Origin of the sequence: uncultured Sphaerochaeta sp., assembly GCF_963676625.2 — a bacterium.
GTDB lineage: Bacteria > Spirochaetota > Spirochaetia > Sphaerochaetales > Sphaerochaetaceae > Sphaerochaeta.
Map to the genome: position 1 here is coordinate 26,245 of NZ_CAXXYB010000002.1, position 25,539 is coordinate 51,783.

23 protein-coding genes are annotated in these 25,539 nt (G+C 46.7%); 16 read left to right on the forward strand and 7 right to left on the reverse strand.

The window, feature by feature from the left end:
• Positions 1-49: 49 nt before the first annotated feature.
• Positions 50-244 carry a hypothetical protein gene (locus ACHZBG_RS01800; RefSeq protein ID WP_320127727.1) on the forward strand — a complete coding sequence of 65 codons (195 nt, stop codon included), beginning with the start codon at positions 50-52 and terminating at the stop codon, positions 242-244.
• A 77-nt stretch (positions 245-321) separates the two neighbouring features.
• Here ACHZBG_RS01800 and ACHZBG_RS01805 read toward each other — a convergent pair whose 3' ends face one another.
• The 3 genes from ACHZBG_RS01805 to ACHZBG_RS01815 all read right to left on the reverse strand — a co-directional run bounded on the left by ACHZBG_RS01805 (position 322) and on the right by ACHZBG_RS01815 (position 4,063).
• Complete coding sequence (locus ACHZBG_RS01805) at positions 322-1,221, reverse strand: PhzF family isomerase (RefSeq protein WP_320127728.1); 900 nt, start codon at positions 1,219-1,221, stop codon at positions 322-324.
• 145 nt (positions 1,222-1,366) lie between these two features.
• Positions 1,367-2,455, reverse strand: coding sequence for a 23S rRNA (adenine(2503)-C(2))-methyltransferase RlmN (gene rlmN / locus ACHZBG_RS01810; RefSeq protein WP_320127729.1), 1,089 nt, complete (start codon positions 2,453-2,455; stop codon positions 1,367-1,369).
• Positions 2,456-2,470: 15 nt separating this feature from the next.
• Positions 2,471-4,063 carry an OPT/YSL family transporter gene (locus ACHZBG_RS01815; RefSeq protein WP_320127730.1) on the reverse strand — a complete coding sequence of 531 codons (1,593 nt, stop codon included), beginning with the start codon at positions 4,061-4,063 and terminating at the stop codon, positions 2,471-2,473.
• 171 nt (positions 4,064-4,234) lie between these two features.
• Between ACHZBG_RS01815 and ACHZBG_RS01820 the strand changes: the two genes are divergently transcribed.
• Positions 4,235-4,738, forward strand: coding sequence for a hypothetical protein (locus tag ACHZBG_RS01820; protein WP_320127731.1), 504 nt, complete (start codon positions 4,235-4,237; stop codon positions 4,736-4,738).
• A 153-nt stretch (positions 4,739-4,891) separates the two neighbouring features.
• Here ACHZBG_RS01820 and ACHZBG_RS01825 read toward each other — a convergent pair whose 3' ends face one another.
• Both ACHZBG_RS01825 and hflX read right to left on the reverse strand, forming a co-directional pair.
• Positions 4,892-5,974 carry a radical SAM protein gene (locus tag ACHZBG_RS01825; RefSeq protein WP_320127732.1) on the reverse strand — a complete coding sequence of 361 codons (1,083 nt, stop codon included), beginning with the start codon at positions 5,972-5,974 and terminating at the stop codon, positions 4,892-4,894.
• 134 nt (positions 5,975-6,108) lie between these two features.
• Entirely contained in the window at positions 6,109-7,461 is a 1,353-nt protein-coding gene (hflX, locus tag ACHZBG_RS01830; protein ID WP_320127733.1) for a GTPase HflX, read from the reverse strand.
• An 87-nt stretch (positions 7,462-7,548) separates the two neighbouring features.
• On the opposite strand from hflX, the gene ychF reads away from it, so the two are divergent.
• Positions 7,549-8,655, forward strand: a complete 1,107-nt coding sequence (gene ychF / locus ACHZBG_RS01835) for a redox-regulated ATPase YchF (RefSeq protein ID WP_320127734.1) — start codon at positions 7,549-7,551, stop codon at positions 8,653-8,655.
• Between the two features lie 124 nt (positions 8,656-8,779).
• On the opposite strand, the gene ACHZBG_RS01840 is transcribed toward ychF, so the two are convergent.
• The gene (locus tag ACHZBG_RS01840; protein ID WP_320127735.1) at positions 8,780-9,502 is read right to left on the reverse strand and encodes a hypothetical protein; all 723 of its coding nucleotides are present in this window, start codon (positions 9,500-9,502) and stop codon (positions 8,780-8,782) included.
• 69 nt (positions 9,503-9,571) lie between these two features.
• Positions 9,572-11,218 (reverse strand): B12-binding domain-containing radical SAM protein, encoded by a 1,647-nt coding sequence (locus ACHZBG_RS01845; RefSeq protein WP_320127736.1) that lies wholly within the window; start codon positions 11,216-11,218, stop codon positions 9,572-9,574.
• Positions 11,219-11,291: 73 nt separating this feature from the next.
• Between ACHZBG_RS01845 and ACHZBG_RS01850 the strand changes: the two genes are divergently transcribed.
• The 13 genes from ACHZBG_RS01850 (at position 11,292) to ACHZBG_RS01910 (ending at position 25,494) form a co-directional block, all read left to right on the forward strand.
• A complete protein-coding gene (locus ACHZBG_RS01850) occupies positions 11,292-12,113 on the forward strand; it encodes a hypothetical protein (protein ID WP_320127737.1) in 822 nt (273 codons plus the stop codon).
• 90 nt (positions 12,114-12,203) lie between these two features.
• Positions 12,204-14,771: a type I DNA topoisomerase gene (gene topA, locus ACHZBG_RS01855; protein WP_320127738.1), complete on the forward strand. Its 2,568-nt coding sequence runs from the start codon at positions 12,204-12,206 to the stop codon at positions 14,769-14,771.
• A gap of 3 nt (positions 14,772-14,774) precedes the next feature.
• A complete protein-coding gene (locus ACHZBG_RS01860; protein ID WP_320127739.1) occupies positions 14,775-15,884 on the forward strand; it encodes a hypothetical protein in 1,110 nt (369 codons plus the stop codon).
• 148 nt (positions 15,885-16,032) lie between these two features.
• Positions 16,033-17,439, forward strand: a complete 1,407-nt coding sequence (locus ACHZBG_RS01865) for a sensor histidine kinase (RefSeq protein WP_394699302.1) — start codon at positions 16,033-16,035, stop codon at positions 17,437-17,439.
• Positions 17,417-18,088, forward strand: a complete 672-nt coding sequence (locus tag ACHZBG_RS01870; protein ID WP_320127741.1) for a response regulator transcription factor — start codon at positions 17,417-17,419, stop codon at positions 18,086-18,088. Before ACHZBG_RS01865 ends, ACHZBG_RS01870 begins: the two co-directional genes overlap by 23 nt.
• Positions 18,085-19,371 carry a sugar ABC transporter substrate-binding protein gene (locus tag ACHZBG_RS01875; protein ID WP_320127742.1) on the forward strand — a complete coding sequence of 429 codons (1,287 nt, stop codon included), beginning with the start codon at positions 18,085-18,087 and terminating at the stop codon, positions 19,369-19,371. The genes ACHZBG_RS01870 and ACHZBG_RS01875 overlap by 4 nt, the downstream gene beginning before the upstream one ends.
• 114 nt (positions 19,372-19,485) lie before the next feature.
• Positions 19,486-20,355 (forward strand): sugar ABC transporter substrate-binding protein, encoded by an 870-nt coding sequence (locus ACHZBG_RS01880; RefSeq protein WP_320127743.1) that lies wholly within the window; start codon positions 19,486-19,488, stop codon positions 20,353-20,355.
• Between the two features lie 155 nt (positions 20,356-20,510).
• Positions 20,511-22,013 (forward strand): sugar ABC transporter ATP-binding protein, encoded by a 1,503-nt coding sequence (locus ACHZBG_RS01885; RefSeq protein WP_320127744.1) that lies wholly within the window; start codon positions 20,511-20,513, stop codon positions 22,011-22,013.
• Complete coding sequence (locus tag ACHZBG_RS01890) at positions 22,006-22,482, forward strand: hypothetical protein (RefSeq protein ID WP_320127745.1); 477 nt, start codon at positions 22,006-22,008, stop codon at positions 22,480-22,482. Before ACHZBG_RS01885 ends, ACHZBG_RS01890 begins: the two co-directional genes overlap by 8 nt.
• Complete coding sequence (locus ACHZBG_RS01895; RefSeq protein WP_320127914.1) at positions 22,391-23,008, forward strand: ABC transporter permease; 618 nt, start codon at positions 22,391-22,393, stop codon at positions 23,006-23,008. The genes ACHZBG_RS01890 and ACHZBG_RS01895 overlap by 92 nt, the downstream gene beginning before the upstream one ends.
• A gap of 212 nt (positions 23,009-23,220) precedes the next feature.
• Positions 23,221-23,826, forward strand: coding sequence for a TetR/AcrR family transcriptional regulator (locus tag ACHZBG_RS01900; RefSeq protein ID WP_320127746.1), 606 nt, complete (start codon positions 23,221-23,223; stop codon positions 23,824-23,826).
• A gap of 33 nt (positions 23,827-23,859) precedes the next feature.
• Complete coding sequence (locus tag ACHZBG_RS01905) at positions 23,860-24,261, forward strand: SCP2 sterol-binding domain-containing protein (protein ID WP_320127747.1); 402 nt, start codon at positions 23,860-23,862, stop codon at positions 24,259-24,261.
• A gap of 9 nt (positions 24,262-24,270) precedes the next feature.
• The gene (locus ACHZBG_RS01910) at positions 24,271-25,494 is read left to right on the forward strand and encodes a M24 family metallopeptidase (protein ID WP_320127748.1); all 1,224 of its coding nucleotides are present in this window, start codon (positions 24,271-24,273) and stop codon (positions 25,492-25,494) included.
• Positions 25,495-25,539 lie beyond the last annotated feature (45 nt).

The following is a 25,539-nucleotide window of genomic DNA, read 5'->3' on the forward strand; positions in this document are numbered from 1 at the left end:
CATTTGTTTATGATTCCCCTTTACTTGATACGTACATGACAGGAGAAAAATGAGAAAATTTGCTTATGCACTACTCTTTACAGCTGTATACATGTTTCTTCAATTCCTCCATGGAAACATGATGGAATGGTATTATTACATTCTGTTGTTTGCTCTCACCTTAGCCATTATCAACACCAAGTTATGGGACAGGGTAAATGTCTGGGCGAAAGAAAAAGACGAGGAATTCAAGAACAAGCATTGAAGATATCCGAACTCATTTGGGTTTCAGGGATCGGATGAGCTTTGATTTGAGAACTCTTCAAGGCAGAAAGTTTCCTGTTATAGGTCAATGGTTGTCTTGAAAACTATCCGGGCCCTGCCGCTGATTTTTATCAGCTCAGGTTCAAGACCTGATCTGAATACATGTACCTGCATATATCCTTTTCTTCCCATCGCTTCTCCCTGTTTTATCAGAAAGGTATTTCCCTCTTTCTTGTTTGGGAGGCGGCCATAGTGGGTAAGATAGGCTCCCAAAGGACCGTTGGCATTTCCTGTCACCGGATCTTCCGGGACGCCAATGGCAGGGGCAAACATCCTTCCGCTTACCAAAACTCCAGGCTCTTCGGAGTCGAAGGTAAAGGTATAGAATCCATTGCAATGTATTTCCTTGCTGAGCTGGATGAGCAACTCATTCTTGGGGGAGAGAGAATCGAGTACTTGTTTGCTTTTGAGGGGAACCAGGACCTTGGAATGGCCCGTGGAAACAATTTGAATAGGAAGAGTTTGTTCCAGATCTGAATCGGCAAGGTCCAAAGCCTCAAGCAGAAGCTGTTTCTCTCTGGCATTGAATACCGGACCATATTCGATGGCTGCCTGGGTCATGATGATTCGAAGATCCTCTTCCTCTTTTATGATTTCCACTGGCAATATTCCGGCTTTGGTTTTCTGCCGTATTGTCCCGCTGGTTATTCCATGGATTTTTGCATATACATAATGAGCTGAAATGGTGGCATGACCGCAGATGGGGACTTCCCTGGTAGGGGTAAAGAAACGAACCTCAAGGTCATAGCCGGAACCCTTTTTGTCAAAGATGAATGCCGTCTCGCTGTTATGAAGTTCGTTGGCTATCTGGAGCATCTGGCTTTCACTCAATCCCTCTGCATTCAATACCACTCCTGCAGGGTTTCCCTCGAACAGGGTATTGGTAAAGGCATCGACCTGGTAGAGTTCGTATTGCATTCTGTTCTCCTATGTACGAAAGGATACCTGTATGGAGCATTCCTTTCAACAAGACCAAGGGGTATTTTGTTTTGTTACAAGAAATCCCTTCCAAGCATTTTTGATTGGAAGGGATTCTAGTGGAGTCCGTAGTTTTCAGAGGCTTCTATTCCTCATCGTCATCATCATCGTCGTCGTAATAATCGACCTCAAGGCCTTTGTTCAATGGTACGGCGAGTTGTCCGCAAGCCCCATTGATTTCCCTGCCTCTGGGGTATCTTCTGGTGTACTTGATGTTCATCCTTTCCAAATAACGGGCAAAGGCATCGATCTCGTGCGCGCTTGGGGTTTCGTAGGGGAGTCCTTCGGCAGGATTCCAAGGTATAAGGTTTACCACTACATCCATTTCCCTGGCAAAAGCTACCAATTTCTTGGCTGCGAACTCATTGGTATTGACGTCGCGGAGCATACAGTATTCGAGTGTAAAACGCTTTCCCCCGGTTCTCTGATAGTGAAGCAGGGCCTTTTTCAACTCAGGGAGATCCCAGGTTGTATTTACCGGCATGATTTTGCTTCTTGTCGGATTGTCGGCACTGACTAGGGAGACTGCAAGCTTTACCTGCAATTTCTGTTCAGCAAGCTTGAGAATTCCGGGTACCACCCCGCAGGTGCTGATGGTTATTCGTCTGAGACTGATATTGAATCCATTTTCTTCATGGAAGTATCTGATCGCACGGGTAACCGGAGCAATATTTGCCAAAGGTTCTCCCATTCCCATAAATACAATATGAGTGACAGGTTCCTCACTTACCTTGCATAGGTGGATATATTGCTCAATGATTTCCTCTGCCGTAAGGTTTCTGCTCAGCCCCATTGTCCCTGTTCTGCAGAAAGTGCATCCCATGGCGCAACCGACCTGGCTGGAAAGACAGGCAGTGTGCCTGCCCTTGCTGTCAATGAGCAGAACGCATTCAATGATGCTTCCATCATAGAGCTTGATTCCCAGTTTGACCGCTCCGGTCTCGTCTGTTTCGCTTGTTTCCACCGAAGAGGAACTGATATTCGGCATCAATTCAGATAGCCGTTGACGTTCAAATTTCGGAAGATCTGTCATCTGGTCAAAGGAAGTTATGCCCTTGATCAACCATTGATAGATTTGTCGGCCGTAGAACGGCTTGGTAAGATCCAATATCACGCAAAGCATCTCAGCTGAGAAGCCATAAAGTGAGAGGGGAAGTTTTTTCTTGTTTTCCATATTGCCTCATTATACCTATTTCAACATTGAGAGAATAGCGATGGCCACGCCTGTAATACCTTCTCCGCCCAATAAACCACTGGCTATCAGTCCCGTAGACGCCGCAACTTGGTCACCCTTGTATTTCTTGGAGAATCCTTTCTTCAGAATTGCCGATACCAAGGCACCTATTCCCATTATCGAGGAGATATAAATAGGAAGATATACGCCCAGTCCCAGAGTAGCCGCCGGAACGTTGCACAGAAAAAGTGTCAGGCCAATGATGCATCCAATGGCAAAGGCCGGAACATTTCCCAAGCCTCCGACCATGGCCGAGACTGCCGCGGCCTGGGGAGCCGGGAGTTCTGCCGTACCGAAGCCCCCGAAGGCTTGTTTCATGATAAGCAATACAAAAACGGAGAGCACCGCCCCAATGACGCCCCCTATGCCTTCTCCTGCCAATTGTTGTTTAGGGTCGGTACCTAGCATATGTCCGCTCTTGAGGTCATTCATGACATCCCCGGTAAGCCCACAGGCAACTGCCGTTACCGCCGCGATGCTAAAAGAGGCAACCAGGGAAGGTTTTGCAAATAATTGGACGACCAAAAGAGTCAGTATTCCGAAGATTTCCATAGGGTTTATTCCTGTCTGTCCGGTCAACATCCCCGATAGATAGGTGGTCAGATAGATGCCAAGAACAACGATAAGGGCCTCGAAGAACGTAATTTCCGTACCGACGCCCAATAAAATTGCTGCAAAGAACATAACCAGAAAAATCATCAGCTTTGAACGAAGGGGAAGAACTCTTGCCGTTGCACGTTCCTTTCTTCCCTTGAACTTGGAAAAAACCGCCTTCACAAAGACTCCCAGTCCTGTTCCGATCATCAATCCTATTCCCAGATTTGACCTGAACACATCTGCATCACCCATGGAATGAAACAATCCGGTGACAAGTCCCACGGGAGTAAGTATGTAGAAACCAAAAACGGCACCGCCAAACCAGATGAGAGCCAGCAAAGGTCCTATGATTGCTCCTATTCCCATAGCCATGGGAGAAACCCAGATGGAAAAAGCGGGAAGCAGGGCACTTCCCTTGAAAAGCGTAAGCAAGGCGGGAATCTTGCCAAACCCATCCCGCAATACGGTAAAGAGCACTGATCCGCCCATGGAGGCAAACAAGGTTTTTGATCCATTGCCTCCTTTCATTCCTGCCATAAGGGTATTGTAGGAAGCAATTCCCATGGGATAGGGAAGGTTTTCTTCTTCAATGAATTGCCTTCTGAACAGAGCTGAGAACAGGGTTCCCAGAATGGCTCCGACTACAGTCAGTACAATAAGACTGAGCGTGGAAAAGGAGGCGTCTGGGTTGAGCATCCATAATCCCGGTAAGGTGAACGCAAGTCCTCCTGCTACCATTGCCCCGGAACTCATGATAGTATGCGTGACATTGATTTCCTGTAGTGTCGACCCCTTTGCTTTTTTGAGGGCTGCCATGCTGACTACCGTAACAAATATCGTGGGCCAGGGAAGAGCTCCCATACGCAAGGCAACATACATGGAACTGGCGGTGATTACCAGCAATCCAAGTAAACCTACAAACAATCCTCGGACAGTCAGTTGTCTATTCATTCTTGGTATCCTATTGTCGTTCAAGTATTTTGGTTTTTTTCAATGGCCCTAAAAATAAGCCATACAGAAGAATATGTCCATAAGCAAACCTATCTTTGATTTAAATCGTATGATATATTATTCCTAACGTAAAGGTAGGAAGCCTATACTTCCTACAAGGGAGAATTAAGTATGAAGAAAGTTCTGTGCCTTATGATTCTTGTTGCTCTCGTGCTTGTCCCCGCGACTTCTGCGACCTACAACCTATCCAGTGCTGCCAAGAGCACCTATGCAGTTGGATTGAATATTGGAACGAACACAGGTATTGGATTCCAATACAGAGTAAACAAGGATTTCGACTTGATCGGTAATCTTGGATTGGAGTATTTTGGGATATCAAGGCTTTCTTTTGATGTTGCCGCTAATTATAAAGTGTCCCAATTCAGTATCGAGAATGCGGATTTCATTGTAACTGTCGGGCTTGGAGGGCTTGTGGCTATTCCTTTGGAATCAGGGGTAGGGTTTGATTTGTCCGCTCTTGTTCCAGTCGGGCTGGTTTACAGTTTTGACAAGGATGTAGCTCCTATTGACATCTACCTTCGTCTGGCTCCTGGTCTTCGCATCATCCAGAATAATTCTGTTCATCTTGGCCTTGGTTTCAGTGGGTATCTCGGAGCGCTTTGGAGATTTGACTGATTTTCCATATAGTCATACATATGAAAAAGAGATATCAGGTATTTGCTTGGTATCTCTTTTTTACGGTGTTTGTATGCAAGCCATTTTCAAGTCCTGTATGCTGATGGATTTTTGCAAGAGAACTTTTTGCGTTGGATTCCTGGCTTTTCCCTACTATTTTTCAATAGTCAGGAGGTTTTCTATTTCTGCTTGTCTGGGAAACAGTACACAGCCACCCTCGTGATTCTGTTCTTCAAAATGATTTTCCCTTATCTGATGAAATAAAGTAGAATCCAGGGCGTCTCGAAGGGTATTGGTTTTGAGATTGATGTCTGAATAGGGAGAAAACGGGCAGGGTTCTGCATCGCCGGAGGCATTGATGTGAAAAAATCCCCGTCCTGCAGCCAGACAGCCGCCCAGTCGTTTTTCATCTCCTGGGAAAGAAAGGATAAGCATATCTGAAAAATGGGTTTTCAATTCGCTTTGGCGAGTTTCAAGAACCAAACGTTGTTTTTCATCCAAAGCTGGTTCAATATTACCGTCGGCAGGGACATATTCCACAAGAAAAATGAGATGACAACCAATTTCTTTTAAAGATGCGACGAACGTATCATCTGTCACCGTGTCCAGATTTCCTTTCGTTACCGTAATTGATACTCCATAGAATAAGCCAAGGAGGGTCATTTCCCTCATCGTTTGCACTGTGGCTTCAAAAATACCGTCTCCCCGCCTATGGTCTGTCTGTTGGCGATTGCCTTCCATGCTGATCACTGGAATCAGATTCCTGTTCTGGTCGAAATATTCCAGTATAATTGGAGTGAAAAGCGTTCCATTCGTGAAAACAGGAAAAATCAACTCAGGAATCTTTACCGCTTCTTGCAATACCTCAGGTCTTTCAAGTGGTTCTCCTCCAGATAACAGGACAAAGGAGATTCCCAGGGTATGGGCTTCCTTGAAAAGTTCACCCCATCGGTGTGCCTCCATTTCCTTTTTGGATGATTCATCCGCACAAGCATGGTTCGCCCTTGCATAACATCCTGCACAATGCAGGTTGCACTTAGTTGAGATACTGGCAATAAGAAAAGGCGGAACGGAAATTCCGTCTGCATTGGACTGTAATCTTCTTTGTGCCGCAGCTTTTTGAGCTTTCGCGGCACGGTTCAGGAAAAGAATTTCTTTCATATTGAACTGTGAAGAACGTATCGCATCCCTGAAAATATGGATAACCGAATTGTTCATGTACTCTGCAAGTTTCATTGGTGATGTATCCCTAGCCTTTGTCCTATCATAAATATCTCAGTTTTTGAGAGTACCGGATGCTTCTGTCCCTGTCAAATCGTGTGAAATCATGGAATCTAATAGTGCCATCGATGATACAAGCCTTGCATAGCTTATAAAGGATTGTCGATTTGGGGATTTTCTTGCTTCATCCTGAATTCTTCCAAAGGTCCCTGGAACCGTTTCTGTATCCTGGCGCCGACTTCCATCCCGTTATCGGTGTAGTCGATGGTTTCTATCTGTCCACTTCTTCGTATATGGGCAATAAGGTCATATCGGCTATCGGGGATGCGGTAGTGGGTGGTAGGGCATAAGGCATGAATCGTTTCCCCTATCTGGGCAAGGAGTTCATTCAGTCCCGTTCCCAGTTTTACTGAGGTTTCGATGGTTGGGCTGTAGAGGGATTCCATCCGTGCAACCATAAATTGGTCATAGATGGCATCGGTTTTGTTTATCATGACAATTGCAGGTTTTTCGGTACACCCCAGTTCTTCCAGTACGGTTACCGTAGTTTTATAGCAATTGATCATATCCGGATGGGAAGCATCGCAGACAATAATCAAAAAATCCGCAAACTTGGCCTCTTCCAGGGTACTTTTGAAAGAGTCTACCAGATTATGGGGCAAGTCACTTACAAACCCTACCGTATCGGAAAGGAGTATTTCCTCGCCTCCCGGCAACTTGACCATTCTGGTGGTGGGGTCGAGGGTCGCGAATAGCTTGTCCTCTACCAACACCCCTGCATTCGACAGTGCATTGAGCAACGAGGATTTCCCGCTGTTCGTATACCCCACGATTGCTCCCATAGGGATGTTTCCATTCATTCTCTGGTTTCGTTGGATGCTGCGTTGTTGCTGGACCTTTTTCAATTGGTCCTTCAACAGTACTATCTTTTCCTTGATTTGCCTGTGGTCGAGTTCCAGCTGGGTCTCGCCTTCACCCTTGGATCCCTTTACTCCTCCTCGTTGTTGGGAGAGGTTTGCCCAACGCCTGGAAAGGCGGGGGAGGGAATATTCGAGGCGGGCAAGTTCCACCTGGAGTACGGACTCTTTGGTAGCTGCCCTGTCGGCAAAAATCTGGAGAATTACTTCATCACGGTCAATGACACAGCAGTCCAGTTCTTTTTCAAGGTTTCTCTGGACTCGTGGATTGAGCGAATGGTCGAAAATGATGAGATCAGGGGTTTCTTGATCGGCCATGGCCTTTACTTGCTGTACTTTCCCGCTACCGATCAAGGTCGCGCTCGTGTTCTCTCTCAGCGGTATATAGGTGGTCGAGATTACGAGAGGACCCATGGTTTCCACCAAGGATGCCAGTTCTTCTCCCCTGATTTGGGCATGAGGCTTGTCTTCATTGTTTTCCATGATAACCAAAAGAAGTGCTCGTTGTCGCTCTTCTCCTATCTCGTGGATACGTTTACCCTTGGAAGAGGTGTCTTCCTGTTGCTCGAAATGATCTGTTTCCATTGCAGTTGACTATAGGGCTGGTTAACGGAGAAGTCAATATGTGCTACACTGCAACAACCGGTTCTACTGAGCCAAGATGAGGTAAGTATGGGTTTGAATTGTGGTATCGTTGGTCTTCCCAATGTCGGTAAATCGACAATATTTTCCGCTTTGACAGCAGCGCCTGCCGAAGTGGCAAATTATCCGTTCTGTACGATTGATCCAAATGTAGGGATGGTCAGTGTGCCTGATCCCCGACTAGATAAGATTGTCTCCCTTATTCCCCCTGCAAAGATTGTCCCGGCAACCTTCGAATTTGTCGATATCGCCGGTTTGGTTGCAGGGGCTTCCAAAGGTGAGGGGTTGGGTAACCGCTTTTTGGCTTCCATTCGAGAAGTTGGTGTATTGGCCCATGTAGTAAGGTGTTTCGACAATGGTGATATCATCCATGTAAATAACAAGATAGACCCCATAAGCGATATAGAGACCATCAATCTCGAACTTGCCCTAGCCGATCTTGATACGGTTACCAATCGTTATAACAAACAGGCAAAACTCAACAGGCTGAGCAAGGAAGCGCAGAAAGAGAATGAAAGGGTGCTGCCTGTCCTGGAAAAAGTCAAGAAATGTCTGGAGGATGGCAGTCCGGCAAGAAGTCTTCAACTCGATGAGGATGCCCTCTCGGTGGTCTATGATTTGCATCTTATCACCCTCAAGCCGGTAATATATGTTTGCAATGTCGATGAGGATGGGATTACCGAGGAAAACGACTATGTCCGGTTGGTTCGTTCCATTGCCCAGAAAGAAGGCTCCGAAGTGGTGGTCATCTGTGGCAAGATTGAATCGGAGATAGCTGCCTTGGAGACTGAGGAAGATAAGAAAGAGTTCCTTGAAGCTGTTGGTTTGGAAGAATCGGGGCTTAACCAGCTTATTCGTCATGCCTATCATATCCTGGGAATGAGAACTTTCTTCACCGCGGGTTCCGATGAGGACCGCGCCTGGACATTCCGTGCCGGCTACAAGGCTCCGCAGGCAGCCGGGGTAATCCATACCGATTTTGAGAAAGGTTTTATCAAGGCCGAAGTCTATAACTGTGAAGATCTATTTCAATATACCACTGAACAAAAGGTCAAGGAAGCAGGCAAGCTTCGTGTAGAGGGAAAGGATTATCTGGTCAAGGATGGGGACATCATGCATTTCAGATTTAACCTGTAAACTCATTTTGGGCTTGGAAAAGAAACAGATGCTTGGTCGTATTGACTTTCGCATCTGTTTTTTATTTTTATTCTTTTATTCTTATTGTATTTGAAATTGACCAGAGACCTGGAATCTCTTTTTATTACTTCCAATTGACCGTAAAGGTAATGGGCTTTGCAAGCAACAGGAAATCAATGAGTGGGAAACTGAATTCATACACCTGGGCACTGATTTTCTTTCCGTTGGTAAAGGATGAAATTTGTGTAGGCGTATTTATTCTCAGGGTTATCATCGATTTCTTGATGGCGTCGGGCCCTTCGGTTCCAAGCATGAAACTGATCATCTCCAGGTAATCCGCTTCACTGATTCCCTGATTATAGGTAGGCCCGAAGGCTTCAAAGTTTTCGTCCGAAAGGAAGGGAATGACCGGAACCAATTGGGCATAATTATCCATGGAAAGCTTGAAGGTAAGGGAGTTGCCTTTTCTGGTGAGTATGGTCTGGTTGTTGCCAGCTCCAAGATCGGCAAACAAATGCTCGATATCCGTAAAATCAAACGTACCGCTATAGCTATTGTCGTTCAGCTTCTTGATAGCCACTTTGCTTATGGAGTTTCCTTTTTCCAAGGCAGTCTTGAAATCGGAGGTTGCTCCATCCATGATAGTGGTGTTACTGTCTGTAGGCATGAAATCGTTGAAGTCCTTCAATACCGCAATAAAGAAGTCCTCTACATTGAATTGGAAGGCGGAGGAGTACGTGTTGTCTGCCTTTACCTGCAGATCCTCGGTAACGACACAGGAGGAGAGGGAAAGCAGGGCACCGAGAATCAAAACCAGGATAAGGGTCTGTATTGTTTTTTTGTTCACGAATTGTAATTCCTTTGCACTCAACAGTATTTAATTTTCAATCTTCTGGCAAGTAAAGTTACTTGCCAGTCATGCATTTTGTTCCTCAAAGCTAACTGATCCATCTTCTTCCAGAAAGATTCCGTACGCTTGGGTTTTCAATCGTGGATGCGTCTTTACAAATTTACTGATTGTCATCGTATCAAGCAAGGCCAGTTCATCAAGATCATACGAGAGCGAAACCACAGGATTCTCTCCGGTCTCTTGCAAAAAGGCAATTCCCTGATGCAATTCCATGAACGAACGGAGAGCGGGAAGGAACTGATTTTTATTGAGTTTTTTCAAGAGTGCCTTGATAAACTGTTCCTGCAACTCATAGATATCCAGGCCCTGGATGTCTATTCCTTGTTTTTTGGACAGGAAATCACAATAGGTATTGAAGAGAAGCAAGATGGCGCTGGCCTTGAGCTCGGTTGCCTCACAGAGGGTATGTATCCACATACAGGCTTGTCCCTTGGTATAGAAAAGATCACAGGCTTCTTTCAGTCTGAGAGCCTTTGCAATGTCCTCGGGGGTGTAGGAGGGACTTCGCTCAATGATATATGGGCTTGTCGGTGCATGGATCAGTCCCAGGGAGTCTGCTTGCTCGGCAAGTTTGGTTCCTGGCAGGAGGGCAAGGGCAAAGATGTCGATGTTGCTTGGTTTCAGGCCAATTGCATAATCCAGACTTTCGGTGAAGGTCTGGAAGGTGTCCAAAGGCAGTCCAATGATAAGATCGAGGCCGAAAACAATACCCCGTTGATTCAACAAGCCTATCTTGGAGGTGAAAATATCGGGATCGAAGCGTCTGTTGATTGCCTTGAGAATGGACTTATCTGAGCTTTGCAAGCCAATTTGCAAGGAACAATTGAGCTGGGCAAAAAGATCGGCAAGTTCTGCATCCAGCAATTCAGCCCGCAATTCAAAGGTGAAATGCATGGTAGGAGCCTTGGCTATAAGTAGGGAAAGTAATTTCACCGTTCGTTTTTTATCCAGATTGAAGGTGGGATCCAGGATGAATACATCTTCTACCTGATGTTTTACCAGATAGTCGAGTTCCTGTTCGATTCGCTCATAATCATAGGACCTGACGGATCTGAGTCCCTTGGACTCGAAGCAAAATGAACAGCCAAACGGGCAACCCCTGGTCATTTCCCAGAGAATTGAAGGACTGGTGGCTATCAAGGTGTCTCCGTTTCCCGAGAGAAAGATGGAAGGAATCGTATTCAGGTCCTGGGGATAGGCATAGGTTACCTGATCTCCCTTGGTAAGGATGCCTGTTCCCGAGGGATTTTCTCCCCTTGCCAGTTGTCCGATTGCCAGGGCTGTGGATTCCTCTCCTTCCCCGAGGGTAAGGAAACGGAATAGGTCGAGGTCAAAACTCATCGGATTGGCCGTTACTTCCGTTCCACCTGCAAAGACAATGGTGGAGGGGCTCTTTTCTTTCAGTGTCGCGACGAACGTGTCAAACCAGGTACGATTCCACAAGTAGATGGAACAGCCTACGAAATCACTTTTCCTGTTTGATGCCATGTTGGCTGCCAGAATAGGATCGTCTGAAATAGTATATGGATAGAGCATGCAAGCCTGGTCATCCAAGGCAAGCTTGTTCTGCAGAGAAGTCTGTATACTCAGTGCTCCCAAGGGAAAGCTGAGGTTGCCTTCTTCGAGGCAGCAAGAAATGATATCGATTTTCATTATTGGATAGTACCCATAAGTGTATGGGGTTGCAAGAGTATAACTCCGATGATACGCTTCGAGTGGAGAAAGCATGACAAAAAAATATATTTTTTTTGCATCCTTGTTCTTTTTCTGTGGGGAACTGCTTTTCGCCTTCAATGGACAGGTTTCCCAAAAATTTCCCAATCAGGTGAAAATTAATTGGGATGAAGAAAAAGGTGCCGAGCATTATGATATATATTTAGGTAAAGAGCCCTTGAAGCGGCTTGGGCCTACTGAGTTTTCGACGATGGTCGGTTCCAATGAAACCCCCCTGCGTTCTTGTAGCGACTATCAGGTGCTCGTGGTTGCCCGGGGAGCGGAGGATGCAGTTCTTTCGTATGTCTGGATACCGTTTTCCACCACTGGTTGGAGTGGTTCCTACCAGTGGAAAAACAGTACAAAGTATGATAATCACGGGAAGTGCAAGGAGCTGGGGCTTGTTGTTTTCGATGAGTCTGGGAACTTGAGGGTGTATGGGGATTTTAAGGACAAGGGATTGCTCTTACTCTTTCCCCTGTTACCTTTTGCACAGGAATATCCGAAAATTTTCTACCAAGATTCCAGTCCTGCGGCCGTTGCGTATAGAGTGAATGCCGAAATTTTCAACACGACTTCCATGGAGCCTGAGGCCTGGAAACTCCAGGCTATGGAAGTGACCATTTCCGGTGTCTCCTCAAAAGTTGTTTCCTTTGTTGCCGGGATGAGCTTTCTTACTGAGACTACGTTCTCTTTTTATGTTTCCAAAGAGGGGAAAAAACAAGTTGTCTTGCATACTTGGGGGAAGGGAATTGCTTCCTGGGGACTGTTTGCCTGTCCTGATAAAGGCTCCGGGGGAGACTATGTTTTTACCTGTGAAGACCCTTTGGACTGATTTTTTGGTAAGAGGTATACGTTGACAAAACTATTCGACAACATTATATAGTGTTAACTTAAGGTCAATTGGCAATTAGGAGCGTATTGCATGGATGATACCAAGGTTCTCATCATCGTAGAATCACCGACTAAGGCGAAAACGATTACGAAATTTCTCCCCAAGACTTGTAAAGTCGTTGCAAGCAAGGGACATATAAGGGATCTTCCCGAAGACCGTATGGCTATTGATGTCAGTAATGGTTTTGCCTGCGACTATAAGATCGTTGAGGGAAAAGAGTCTTTGATACGTGAGTTGAAAAGCAGTCTCAAGGGTGTTGATAAATTGTTGCTCGCAACTGATGAGGACCGTGAAGGGGAGAGTATTTCCTGGCATTTGCTGGAAGTGCTCAAGCCCAAGATTCCCTATGAGAGAATGGTTTTCCATGAAATAACCAAAGGGGCCATACTCAAGGCCTTGGAAAGTGGACGTAAGGTGGATGACAACCTGGTCCAGGCCCAGGAAGGACGACGCATCGTAGATAGGTTGTATGGCTACACCCTTTCTCCAACCCTCTGGAAGAAACTTGCCAACAAACGACTTTCTGCCGGAAGGGTCCAATCGGTAGGTTTGCGTTTGACCGTTGAACGGGAGAGGCAGAGAATTGCCTTTTCCAAGAGTATCTATTTTGATGCGAAGGTTGACCTGCTTTCCTCGGAAAAGCAAAATTTTGAGGCAAAGCTATCCTCGTATAGTGGAAAGGTCATAGCCCAAAGCAAGGATTTTGATTCAGTTTCCGGAATATATAAGGGGAAGGATTCTGTCCTTCTCTTGGACAAGGACCAGATACATAGGATTGTCGAGGATCTTTCGGGAGCTTCTTATGAAATTGTCGATATCCAGCGAAAACCCTTTGTTACCAAACCCAATATTCCGTTTACCACCAGTACCTTGCAACAGGATGCCATCAAGAAATTGCATTTCAGTGCTTCCGATACCATGCGCATCGCCCAGAAATTGTATGAGAATGGATTTATCACGTATATGCGTACTGACAGTCCTACCTTGAGCAATGAGGGCACTGAAGCTGCCCGTTCGTTGGTAAAACAACTCTATGGACCCGATTTCCTTTCTCCCTCTCCCCGGCATTTCGCTGCGAAGACAGCGGGAGCCCAGGAGGCCCATGAAGCCATCCGTCCTTCCGGGGATACCTTCCGTATTCCCGCGGAAACAGGATTGAGCGGCAGGGAACTTTCTTTGTATGAGTTGATCTGGAAACGGACCCTTGCCTCCCAGATGGCTGATGCGAAGAAGGCCACGACCAGTGTTTCCATCCGGGCAAACGAGGCGTTGTTCACTGCTTCGGGAACCCAGATTGTATTCCCTGGATTTCTGAGGGCGTATGTCGAAGGTTCCGACGATCCTGATTCTGCCCTTGAGGACAAGGAATCGTTGCTTCCTCCTCTCTCTGTAGGGGAGGTTTGCCCCTTGGTTTCGCTTAGTGAAGTCGAGCACCAGACCAAGCCCCCTGCCAGGTATACCGAGGCTTCCCTTGTGCAAGAACTTGAGAAACGAGGTATCGGTAGACCGTCAACCTATGCTACGATCATCAAGACCTTGCTGGACAGGAAATATGTTTCCAAGGAAGGTCCGGCCCTGGCCCCATCGTTTGTCGGGTTTGGTGTTTGCCAGTTTCTGGAAAACAACTTCCCCCAGTTTGTCGATTACGATTTTACCTCCACCATGGAAGATGGGCTTGATAGGATTGCTTCCGGTGAACTTGACAAGGAAACCTTCCTGGAAAAGTTCTATCTCGGATCCGAAGGCTTGGAAAACCAGAACACCTTGCAGCTTGCCCAGGATAACAAGGTAGTCTCCAAGACTATCAAGTTAAGCCAGATCAGTGAGGACAATCCGATTATGGTCGGTCCCTACGGAGCCTATGTAGTAGGACCTGAGGTGGAGGGGAAAGCCCAATACATCTCATTGCCCCAGGACTGGAATCCAGGTACCATCACCGATGCAGAGGTAAAAGAGCTGATTTCAAAGGGAAAAGTCAAGGCAGAACCTGATGTATTGGGAACAGGAAAGCAGGCAGGGCTTCCCGTACAATTGATGAACGGACGCTTCGGACCGTATTGGCAGGAAGGCGAGGGAAAGGATGCAAAGCGGGCAAGCATTCCCAAATGGGTGCAGGATGCCGAAAAACAGCATGACCTGGAAATTGCCCACAGGTATCTATCGTTGCCCAGAGTCTTGGGGAAGGATTCAGAGGGAAATGATGTATTTGCAACCAAGGGGAAGTTCGGACCTTTTGTAGGATGCAATGGACAATTCAGGAATTTACGAAAGACAGACCATGATGCACAGTTGTTTTCCATTACTTTTGAGGAAGCCGAGGCTTTATTGGCCGAGGAAAAACCCAAGGCAGGGGCAAAGGGTGGAAAAACCAGGGGAAAGGGTTCATCAACTTCAGGTGTAATCCAGCAGATTGGGGAATTTGAAAAAGAACCGGTGGCTTTGGCTACCGGCCGCTTCGGCTATTACCTAAAGGTGGGCAAGGGCAATGTTGCCCTACCATCAAAGTACAAGCATGATGATGACCTTGCAAAGGCTATCAGCTTGGAAGAAGCCGTGGAAATAATCCGCACCAAGCGTGCGAAGGATAGTGAAGAGTAATATATGGCTAGACTTTTGAGAAAGAGAACTCCTCCCGTGAAGGTTGAAATGATTGCATCGGATGACGTTACCGGTGCTCTTTCAGCCGAATTCGGGATGTCAAAGGAGAAGGTCCTCGGTATTCTCAGGAGCGTAGGAATTAGTCTTGATGGAAAGAATCCTGCAAGCGAGATGAACCTGTACAGGGAAGTCATCGCCTGCAAGAAGGGTGATACCCATCGTTTCAAGAATACGGACGAGGCCTATGAGGCTTCGTTGGACGAACAACTGCGCTCATTCGATGAGATTTACGTTGATACCGCGCCTATTATCCAAGAGGATTGGTTCTTGCATTTTGTATCCGATGCGGAACCCATTCTCAAGAGGCGCAAGAAGAAATTGATAATCCTCGAGAAAACCCTCGAGGAATTGCATGGTTTGAAAGATAACCAGGAAAAAGACAAGGAAGTGAGGATTCGTTCGACCATTCGGCCGGAGATGATCAGGACCTTGGCTCGGAAAGGCTTGGTCAGGATTGGTGATACCGGAAGCGTGGGTATTGCCGATGACCATTTGGTCAAGCTTTTTGCTGCCCAGGGGAAGACGAAGAATCTTATGCTCATTACCCAGGATCGTGGATTGAGCGAACGTATCGTCAATCTTTCCCAGACCATGGGCAGTGAGTCGGTGACCGGTTTGCAATCCTCCTTTCTCAAACGATTGTTTGGCGGAAAGAAGAATGCTCTTCCCAAGTCCCATCAGATGGTCGCTTGCAAGCTGATCGAGGAAGGAAAACTGAAGCGGTGCTATATTTGTCCTGAGTGCAAGGAAAGTTATTACGATGACCTCTTTGATTGCGAAGGATCCGTGTTATGCGGGCGCTGTTATCTGGAATTGAAGGAAAAGGATGCCAAGGTCGAAGCTGAACAGCTGTTGCAAAAAGAACTGGAAGTAAAAAAAGAAGAAGAACTGCAGAGAAAATTGCAAATGGAAGCAGAGGCCGCCCAGAAGGAACAACGACAAGTTACTGTCCAGCAGATACTGGACCGCAAGAAACGGAAGTATCTGTTAGTGGGAGTTGTACTTGGTATTGTTGCAGTCCTTGTCATTTTATTGGTATTGCACGTATTCTGATTTGCAAAACCAAACATTCCAAGTGGAATCCCCTGCCTTTTTTCAAGGTGGGGGATTCCCGTTTCTTTCTATGTCGTATCGCCAAATTTGCCAGGATAAGAAAATAAAGTTTTGCATTTGTCCCTCTTTTGACTCATAATTGCAGGTAATGGAATCTACATACCTCCCTGAAATGGTTGATATTCAACCAGCTCAATGGACAAAGAACAAAGAAGTAAGGCTGATTCAGTTGCTTATCTATGGAGTAAACGGGATAACTGTTTTCTTTATCTCCCAACTGATTTCCCGGTCAACCCAGATGATTTGCTCGAACTTTGATGCAAGGATATTTCTTGAGAGGTTGCGGTATGTTCCCAACAGTCCTACCAAGGTATGGGCCCTTTCCTTTTTTCTGTTCCTGTTTTTGCTTGCCTGCAATCTCTTCCAACGTTTGGGACAGCGATTCAGGCATGCTTCCCTCTATCAAGTATTCATGGTGCTGGTGGAGATCTCGATTTGCATGGCCATAATGTTCTATCAGGATATGGGCAATAAGGGAATATTGCTGGTTCCTGCCATGAATGTCTTGATCTTCTGCAATACAAAGTGGCTCAAGGGTACGCTCTTGTCAGTTTTGCTCATCCTGTATCTATTTCTTGACCAGGAATTGGCGTCCTTGATCCTTGGCCTGCGTTTTGTTTCGGCCGATGCCTTCTTTGAATATTATTCGGCAAAGGAAACCATTTCTCTCATTGTCATCCGTACCCTGCTTTTTTCCCTCAACGAGGTATTGTTCATTGCTTTTTTGTTTCTTTCCCTGCAATTGCAGATCAGTGAAAGAAAACGTGTGCAGGCACTCAATGCGGAATTGCAGGTAAGTCTCCAGCGATTGAATGCTGCCAACGTGCAACTTTCAGAATATGCAATCAAGATAGAGGAACTTGCGAAGATCAAGGAACGGAACCGTTTGGCAAGGGAGATTCATGATACCATCGGACATACCTTGACCGGTATCGAGATCGGGTTGCGGGCTTGTCTTTGCTTTGAAAGGGACCAATTCAACGAATTGATGTCACAGATTTCCAAGGTACAGAGCCTTGCCGAAAAAGGTGGACAGGACGTACGCTATTCGCTCAAGGCCTTGCGCTGTGATAGTTTGCAGCGATATACATTGATTCCGGCCATTGAATCCTTGATTGAGCAGATGAATGGATGTACTTCCACACAGACGTGTCTTGCCTTGGTGGGCGAGCTACCCACTCTATCGGCAGTACAGGAAGAATTGATCTATCGCATCGTTCAGGAAAGCATGACCAATGCCATCGGGCATGGAAAAGCTTCCACCATTACCGTAAAAATCGAAAAGGTCCAGACTATATTGGATATCCTCATCGTCGATGATGGCAAGGGAGTCCTTGCCTATCGGGAGGGTTTTGGGCTGAGCAATATCAGGCAACGGATAGAAGCTTTCTGTGGAAGTTTGGAAATCACTACCTCTCCAGGAAAGGGCTTTATCCTGGCAATTAAATTACCGATGACAGAAGGGGAGCTTGATGATAACTGTATTGATAGCTGATGATCAGGAATTGATCAGGGATAGTCTCAAGATAATGATCTCTGACAATGAGATTGAAGTTGCAGCTACGGTCAAGGATGGCCAGGAAGCTCTCTATGAGATTTCCAAGAATAACATTGACGTTGTCTTGTTGGATATCCGCATGCCCCTTATGGATGGAATTGCCTGTCTTAAGCGAATACGGAATTTGTATCCTGCATTGCCGGTAATCATGCTTACCACCTTTGATGATGATGAATATGTCTTTGAAACGTTCAAGTACAAAGCCAATGGTTATTTACTGAAGAGTGTATCCAGAAGCGAGTTGAAGGCTGCAATAAAAAAAGTGTATGAGGGTGGAAGCTGGATGCCTTCGGAGATCATGAATAAATTCATTTCCCTGTTTTCAGAGCTTGCCATCGAGGGTAATAAACCTTTGTTGAAATCGACGTTTATCCCCGATTCCCTGGTTCCCAACGAAATGAAGATAATCAGGGGAATCGGACGGGGGCTTTCAAATAAAGAGATTTCCTATGAATTGAGTCTGGGGGAGGGAACCGTCAGAAATTATATCAGCGCAATCCTATCGAAACTCAATCTCAGGGACCGAACCCAAATCGCAATTTTTGCCGTACAGAATGCCTTGGTCGATACAGGTGACGAACAATGAGAAAAACTCTGATCTTGTTCATTTTCTTGGCAACCTTTGCCTTGGTCTCTTGCAAGTCCCAAGATCCTGTCGTCCTGAATATCGGGACCTTTGCCGGCAGTGCCTGGAATGTCCCGAACCCTGAGACCTATTTTATCCTGGATGAGGCGATCAGTCGTTTCGAGAAGCAATACCCCCAGATACAAGTCGTTTATAAAAGCGGAATACTCAGATCCGATTATTCGGAATGGCTGTCGCAAAAGGTCCTTACCGGTTCAGAGCCTGATTGTTTTTTCATTCTTCCCGAGGATTTCCCTTTATTTGCCGATATGGGCATCCTGGAACCCCTGGGGGATTTCCTTGAAAAAAGCAAACGCCTTACGGATATGCAATTCTTTGATTCAACTCTCCAGGCGAGTACGTTCAACGGCATCTTGTATGCCCTTCCCGAGGAATGTGATTCTTCCCTGATGTTTGTGAACACGACCCTACTGGATGAACTGGGACTATCTTTTCCTGCTGCAAACTGGACCTGGGACGATTTGCTGTCACTTTGCAAACAGGCAACCAAAGACTCCAACAACGATGGACATCTCGATACCTTCGGGATTTCGGGATTCTCCTGGAGCGAAGCTGTGTATACGAATGGCCAAAACCTTTTCAACGATTCAGGGACGCGGGCCCTTCTTGATTCTGAAGAGGTCTATGAGAGTTTCAAGTTTCTTTTCCAACTGCAGAATTTGACAAAAGATGAGCGCATCCCTGATTTCTGGGATGGCAACGTCTTGTTTTCCATTGCAAAATACAGTTGGTATCGTGCCTATGGGTATTACCCGTATTCAATTTTGAAAAGCGGAAAATTCAAATGGAAGGCAACGGTGTTGCCCCGGGGACCCGAGGGGAGCAATGCTGCTGAACTCGATACCTTGGCCCTCGGTATTTCCCAACGGAGCAAGCATAAGCAAGAGGCTAAGCTTTTCATTGAATTCTTGCTTACTGACGAAACCCTGCAGGGAATGCATTTGCAAAGAAGCCGAGGTTTGTCAGCATCACAAAAGAATCTTGATAGCGAGAGTATTCAAGCTATCCTGCTCAATGACATCACCCTTGAGGGCGATGAGATCTCGACGCAAACCCTTGCCCGGGCAATAAACGAATCGGTGGTGTACCCGTCGTTCAGGAAATACCAAGGGGCAGTACGACTGATCAATACCTATTTCCCCGATATTGTCGGTACGGAGGATAAGCTTCGCAATTCCCTCTATCATCTCAACAATGAGCTCAATGCCTATCTGGAAGAGTGACATTTGTCAGGCTGTCAAGTGACAATTTACTGGACGGATGTTGACATTGTGCACATTTCGCAAACCGAAAAAACCATTGGATGATTGAATCATCGAAACACTTGGAGGAAAAAAATGAGAAAAAAGAGTGTACTGTTTTTGATGATTCTCGTGGTTTGCGCTGGTATGGCATTTGCACAGGGCAGCGCTGAAAAAAAGGCCGATGATGGTCATTATTTGTTCGGGGCTACGTATATGACCATGAACAATCCGTTCTTTGTATACCTGAACGATGGTATCAAGGGCATCGTGGAAGCAAAGGGCGATAAGTTGGTTGCCTATGATCCGGCTTTGGACCAGGCCAAGCAAATTGCACAAATCGAGGACATGATTGCCCAGGGTGTCGATGCAATCTTTTTGAATCCTGTCGACTGGCAGGGTGTGCGTCCTGCCCTGGATGCAGCAAAGGCCGCAGGAATTCCCATCATCAATGTTGATGCCCCTGTATTCGATGAAGACCTTGTTGATTGCATCGTTGCTTCCAATAACTACAATGCCGGTGTGCTGGTAGCTCAGGATGTAATGAAACGTCTGAAATCCGCAAAGATTGTCTTGCTTGAACATCCCACTGCCAAGAGTGCCATTGACCGTACCCAGTCCTTTGTCGATACCGTCAAGAACTTTCCCCAATATGAGATTATTGCCCGCCAGAGTTCCAATGGACAGATCGAGCAGGCCATGCCTGTAATGGAAAACATCATCCAGGCCCAGGACAAGATTGATGTCGTCATGGGTCTTAACGATCCTACGGCAATCGGTGCCCTTGCTGCCTTGGAAGCTGCCAAGCGTTCCGCTAATGTACTTATCTATGGTGTTGATGGTTCTCCTGACGCCAAGAAGATGGTCAATGAAGGAAGAATGACTGCCACTGCCGCACAGAGTCCCATCGGATCGGCCGTGAGGCTGCCAATGCCGCCTACAGTCTGCTTTCTGGACAGAAGGTAGAGCACCTCATCCTTGTCCCTATCACCTTGATCGACAAATCCAATGTGGCGGAATACGGTCTGGACGGCTGGCAATAGGATTTCCAATTGTACTGCTGCTCGCAATGGGGATGGTCATGTAACCATCCCCCTCTTTACCATGAAAAAGGAACACATATGGAACACCAATATCTTTTGGAAGCAAAAGGTATCAGTAAGCGCTTTGGGGGAGTCCAGGCATTGCAGAAAGCTGACTTGCAGCTTCTCAAGGGTGAATGCCATGCCTTGTTGGGAGCCAACGGGGCAGGTAAATCGACTCTGATCAAGGTTCTTGCGGGTATCTACAAGGCTGATGAAGGGGAAATTTTCATTGAGGGCGAAAAGGTCGAGATACCCGATGTGCATACAAGCCATGCCTTGGGGATAAGTGTAATTCACCAGGAACTGGTGCTTGTTCCCTATATGACCATTGCCGAGAATATCTTTATGGGCAGGGAACTCGTCAAGGGACCTTTTCATTATATCGATAAACAGAAGATGAACAGCGAAGCCCAACGGCATCTGGATTCCTTTGGGTTGAATCTCCGTGCAACTGACTTGGTTTCCAATCTATCGGTGGCCCAGCAACAAATGGTCGAGATTTGCAAGGCCATGAGCCTGGAGTCAAAACTCATCATCATGGATGAACCGACTGCCGCTCTCACCAGCAAAGAGGTGGATCAATTATTTGAATATGTCGGGCAACTGAAGAAACGAAACATCTCGGTTGTTTATGTTTCCCACCGACTTGAAGAGCTGTTTGCAATAACTGACAGGATTTCCATCTACAGGGATGGAGAGTATATCGATACCTTCATCACCGCAAGCACCGACCGAAAGACCTTGGTGAACAACATGGTGGGAAGATCGATGCAGGATTTTTTTGCAAGCAAGGAACATGCAGTGGGAAGAGCTCTTCTGGAGGTCAAGAACCTGACGGTGCCCAGGGTACTGGACAATATCTCGTTTACCCTGCATGAAGGGGAGATTCTGGGGTTTACCGGAATAGTCGGGGCAGGGCGAACTGAGTTGATGCAAACTTTGTTTGGTATCAGGTCCTACACCGAAGGCCAGATACTCCTCGATGGACAACAACTTTCCATAAAGACTTCGCAAGATGCCATCAAGGCCAGGATCGGGCTGGTTCCCGAGAGCAGAAAAGAACATGGCCTGAATTTGATGGAGAGCATCGGCAACAATATTACGATCCAGGTCTTGGATACCTTCATTCGGGGTTGCTTTGTAAATAGGGCCAAGGAGCAGGAAATCATCAAGCAAGGGATAACCAATTTGAATATCAAGGCTTTTGGCCCCAAGCAACTGGCCAAGCAGTTATCAGGGGGAAACCAGCAAAAAGTCGTCATTGCCAAATGGCTTGCCCTTGGACCCAGGGTGCTTATTCTTGACGAACCCACCAGGGGAATCGATGTAGGGGCAAAAGCCGAGATCTATAGGCTCATGACTGATCTGGTAAGCACAGGACTCTCCATCATCATGGTAAGCAGTGAACTGCCTGAGGTCATGAATATGAGTGACAGGATCCTGGTCATGCACCAGGGCCGTATCACCGGTAGTTTGTCAAAAAGTGAAGCGACACAAGAAAAAATAATGTTTTTCGCAACGGGGGGATCCGATGAATAATATATATGGGCTACTGCAACGCTCTCTCAAGGAAGGTGTCACCGGATACTTGAAGAGGAATCTCGGTATTTTGGCTGGTTTGTTCATAATGTGCATTTCCATGGCAATTGTCAGTCCTGCCTTTCTCCGTTCAAGTAACATCTTGAATGTCTTGCGTCAGGTTTCGACAAATGGAATGCTGGCCTTTGGCATGACCTTGGCCATTATCATCGGGGGCATTGACCTTTCAGTTGGTTCTGTTTTGGCGTTGGGAGGTACCGTAGCGGCTGGTTTGATAGCCAAGTCAGGAGTTCCTGTTCCTCTTGCTGTACTGATTGGGTGCGGTATCGGCGCAGGCATTGGTTTTTTTCAATGGCTATGTCATCTCCTCTACAGGAATACCTCCTTTTATCGTTACCTTGGCCACGATGCAAATTGCACGAGGGGCGGCTTATGTCTATTCAAATGGCAATCCGATCAGGACTACTGACCCTGCTTTCGTGAATATCGGTACCGGAAGTTTTCTCGGAATTCCCCTACCGGTAATCTACATGCTGATCATTTTCGTCATCATGTTGATAGTCCTGAACAGGACAAAATTCGGAAGGCATGTATATGCCTTGGGCGGGAACAAGGATGCGGCAATCTATAGCGGTATCAACACGGGACGGGTCATCATCATTATCCATACACTCATCGGGTTATTCAGTGCCTTCGCCGGAATAGTCCTTTGTTCAAGGATGTACAGTGGACAGCCTACCATCGGTACCGGGTTTGAGATGGATGCCATTGCGGCGGTAGTCCTTGGCGGTACTTCCATGAGCGGAGGCATTGGGACCTTGGGAGGAACCTTTTTGGGCATGCTGATAATCGGAATACTGAACAACGGGTTGAACCTGCTCAATATCAATTCCTTCTGGCAGTTGATACTCAAGGGTGTGGTGATCTTGCTGGCAGTCTATATCGATGTACTCAAACGCAGTCGTGACAATAGGGTGAAGAAGGCAGGAAAATAGATTATTATCGAGACCTGTTCCTGTAAATCGGGGCAAGGGAAACGATATCCAGCACAGTCAAGAATTCAATTCATGGGTATTCCTCTACTTTTCTTTTGGATGGTAGCTGGGATACCTTTTTTTATATAGCTTAGGAAAAACCTTTTAATCAATTCCCGAAGATAGGACGAAATTTGTTGACAGATTGAAATTTGTGTACGAAAAATGAATATATGAAAGAATCATTCACTATTTCACAAAAATATAGACAACGCGAGGTTTCTGTGCTGGAGACCGCCCTGGAAGTTTTCGCTGAATATGGATACAGGAAAACCTGCATGGAAGACATCTCCAGCAGAATGGGCTTGGCTGTGGGAACTTTGTACCGCTATGCCCATGATAAACAGGATTTGTATGGCAAGGCTGTTGCCTATGGGTTTTCTCGTTGGCAAAGTGCTGCCATTGCAGCAGCAGAAACCTCCACCGATCCCTTGCAACGGTTTCGCCTATTTTGCAGTACTGCCTTTTCCTATCTTCAGGAAGAACCTCGCCTGAGAAAAATTCTGGCCGGAGATCCCGCTCTTTTTCCCTTGGTAGATGCCAAGGATCCCTTCGAGGCAATCAATAGGCGCTCGGTGGATCTGTTGCAGGGTTTGATACAAGAGGGTATCGAGGCACAGGTTTTCTCGGTTCCTGATTCACGTAGGGCTGCCCGGATTTTGTTTTCGCTCTATCAGCTTTCCATCGAGAAGGCGTATGTAGAGGAGTCGGGGGAGGAGCAGTTGGTTTTCGAACAGAGCCTTGATTTGGTGCTTAACGGGTTGATTGCCCGTTCTTGAAATAGCAGGTCGATTCTCAAGGAGGTTTTCAGTATGGAGGAAAAATTGGTATATCTTGGCCAGCAATGGCGAGATCAGGGTTTTGAACTTTTAAAAAACGAATTGGATTCGGCAAAGATGAATGGAGTCACCACTTCAATGGCCGATATCTATGAAGATTGTCCCGAAGGCGGGGAGATGTATCTGTTCCTCACCTGTGAAGAGGGCAAGGTAGTCAGGTTCGAGACCGGCGCCGGTCCTTGTCCAGAGGCCGAGTTTTCGATCAGGGGCAAGTATGAGACCTTTGCCGCCATTACCCGTGGTGAATTGAGTTCCACAAGGGCTTTGATGACCGGGAAATTGAGGCTTCGTGGCAATATGGCCAAGGCAGTACGGCTTGCTCCCCTTGCAGACCGCGTGAACAAGGTACTTTCGATTATCCCGACAAGGTATTAGGAGAACATCATGCCAAGAAAATTTGACCAGACAAGTCCGTATTGGATCGATAATCGTGCCAGGGTTGTGGCAATTCAGAAGTTGATGAAAGAGAAGGGACTGGATGTCTATCTGGGAACTCGTCCCCGGACTCTCAGTTTCATTCTTGATGCTTTCTGCCCTTGGAGGAGTTTTTTGATCATTCCCGCCCAGGGTGATCCTGTCTTGTATACCTTCCTGGTGGATGCCACCAGGGTTGCCGATGAAACTTGGCTTCCCACCGATAATGTCAGGGCCTATGCCCCCATGGGAGGACAGGACCAGATTACCGTAGTTTCCTCGATGATTACCGAGGAGTTGGGGCTTGCGAAGGGAAGACTGGGAGTTGAGGATGGAATTTCAACCTATACTCCTGAAGGTAACCTTACCCATTACGAATGGGAAATGCTCCAACAGGCCCTTCCTTCCTGGGAATTCGTGAATGCACACTCTCTTGTCGATGGACTGTCGTTTATCAAGGATGCGGGGACGATTGCCCGGTTCAGGGAAGCTTCCCGTATTGTGGATGAGGGGCAAAAGGTAGCCAGGGCAGCCATTGAGCATGGTGGTTGGAAAGGGATGACCGAAACAGAGATCGCCGGTATTGCCGCCTTGGCGATGCGTCGAGCTGGTTCTGTCTCGGAATGGAATTTTGCTGGGCTCAATGAGATTTCCAGTGGTTATCGTACGGGACTTGGTGCCTGCACACCTCCGACCAATAGGAAGTTTCAGGCAGGGGAACCCTTGATGCTTGATTTTCATTCGATGTTCATGCTTGCCTTGGGCGACCATTCGCATAATTATCTGATAAAGCCGGTAAGTGCCTCGTTGCGCAGACATGCCGATAATTTCGTCGATCTGGTGGAAACAGTTCTTGCCAATTATAAACCAGGGGCAACTCCTTCGTCCCTTTCGGCAATCATGATGGACCGGGCTGAAGTTTTGGGCTGTGCTGATTATATATTGCCGGGGTGTGAACATGGCATTGGATTGTTTGGAGATGAATGGCGGATAGGCCAGGCAACCGACGGACCTTTCCCGTATTGGACCGATCCTGACCATGTCTATGAGAAAGGGGAATTGCTGATCTGTGCCATGCAGTATGCAGCACCTGATGAAGGTGTGGGTTTCCGTTATGAGAACCCCATTCTCATCGGCGAGAATGGATGTGAAACCTTATCCAAGTTCCCGCTTGCCATAGAAGAGATTGATTGACAACAAAGTTCTCGAACCGTGTAGCAACAAGAGCTTGCAGGTAAC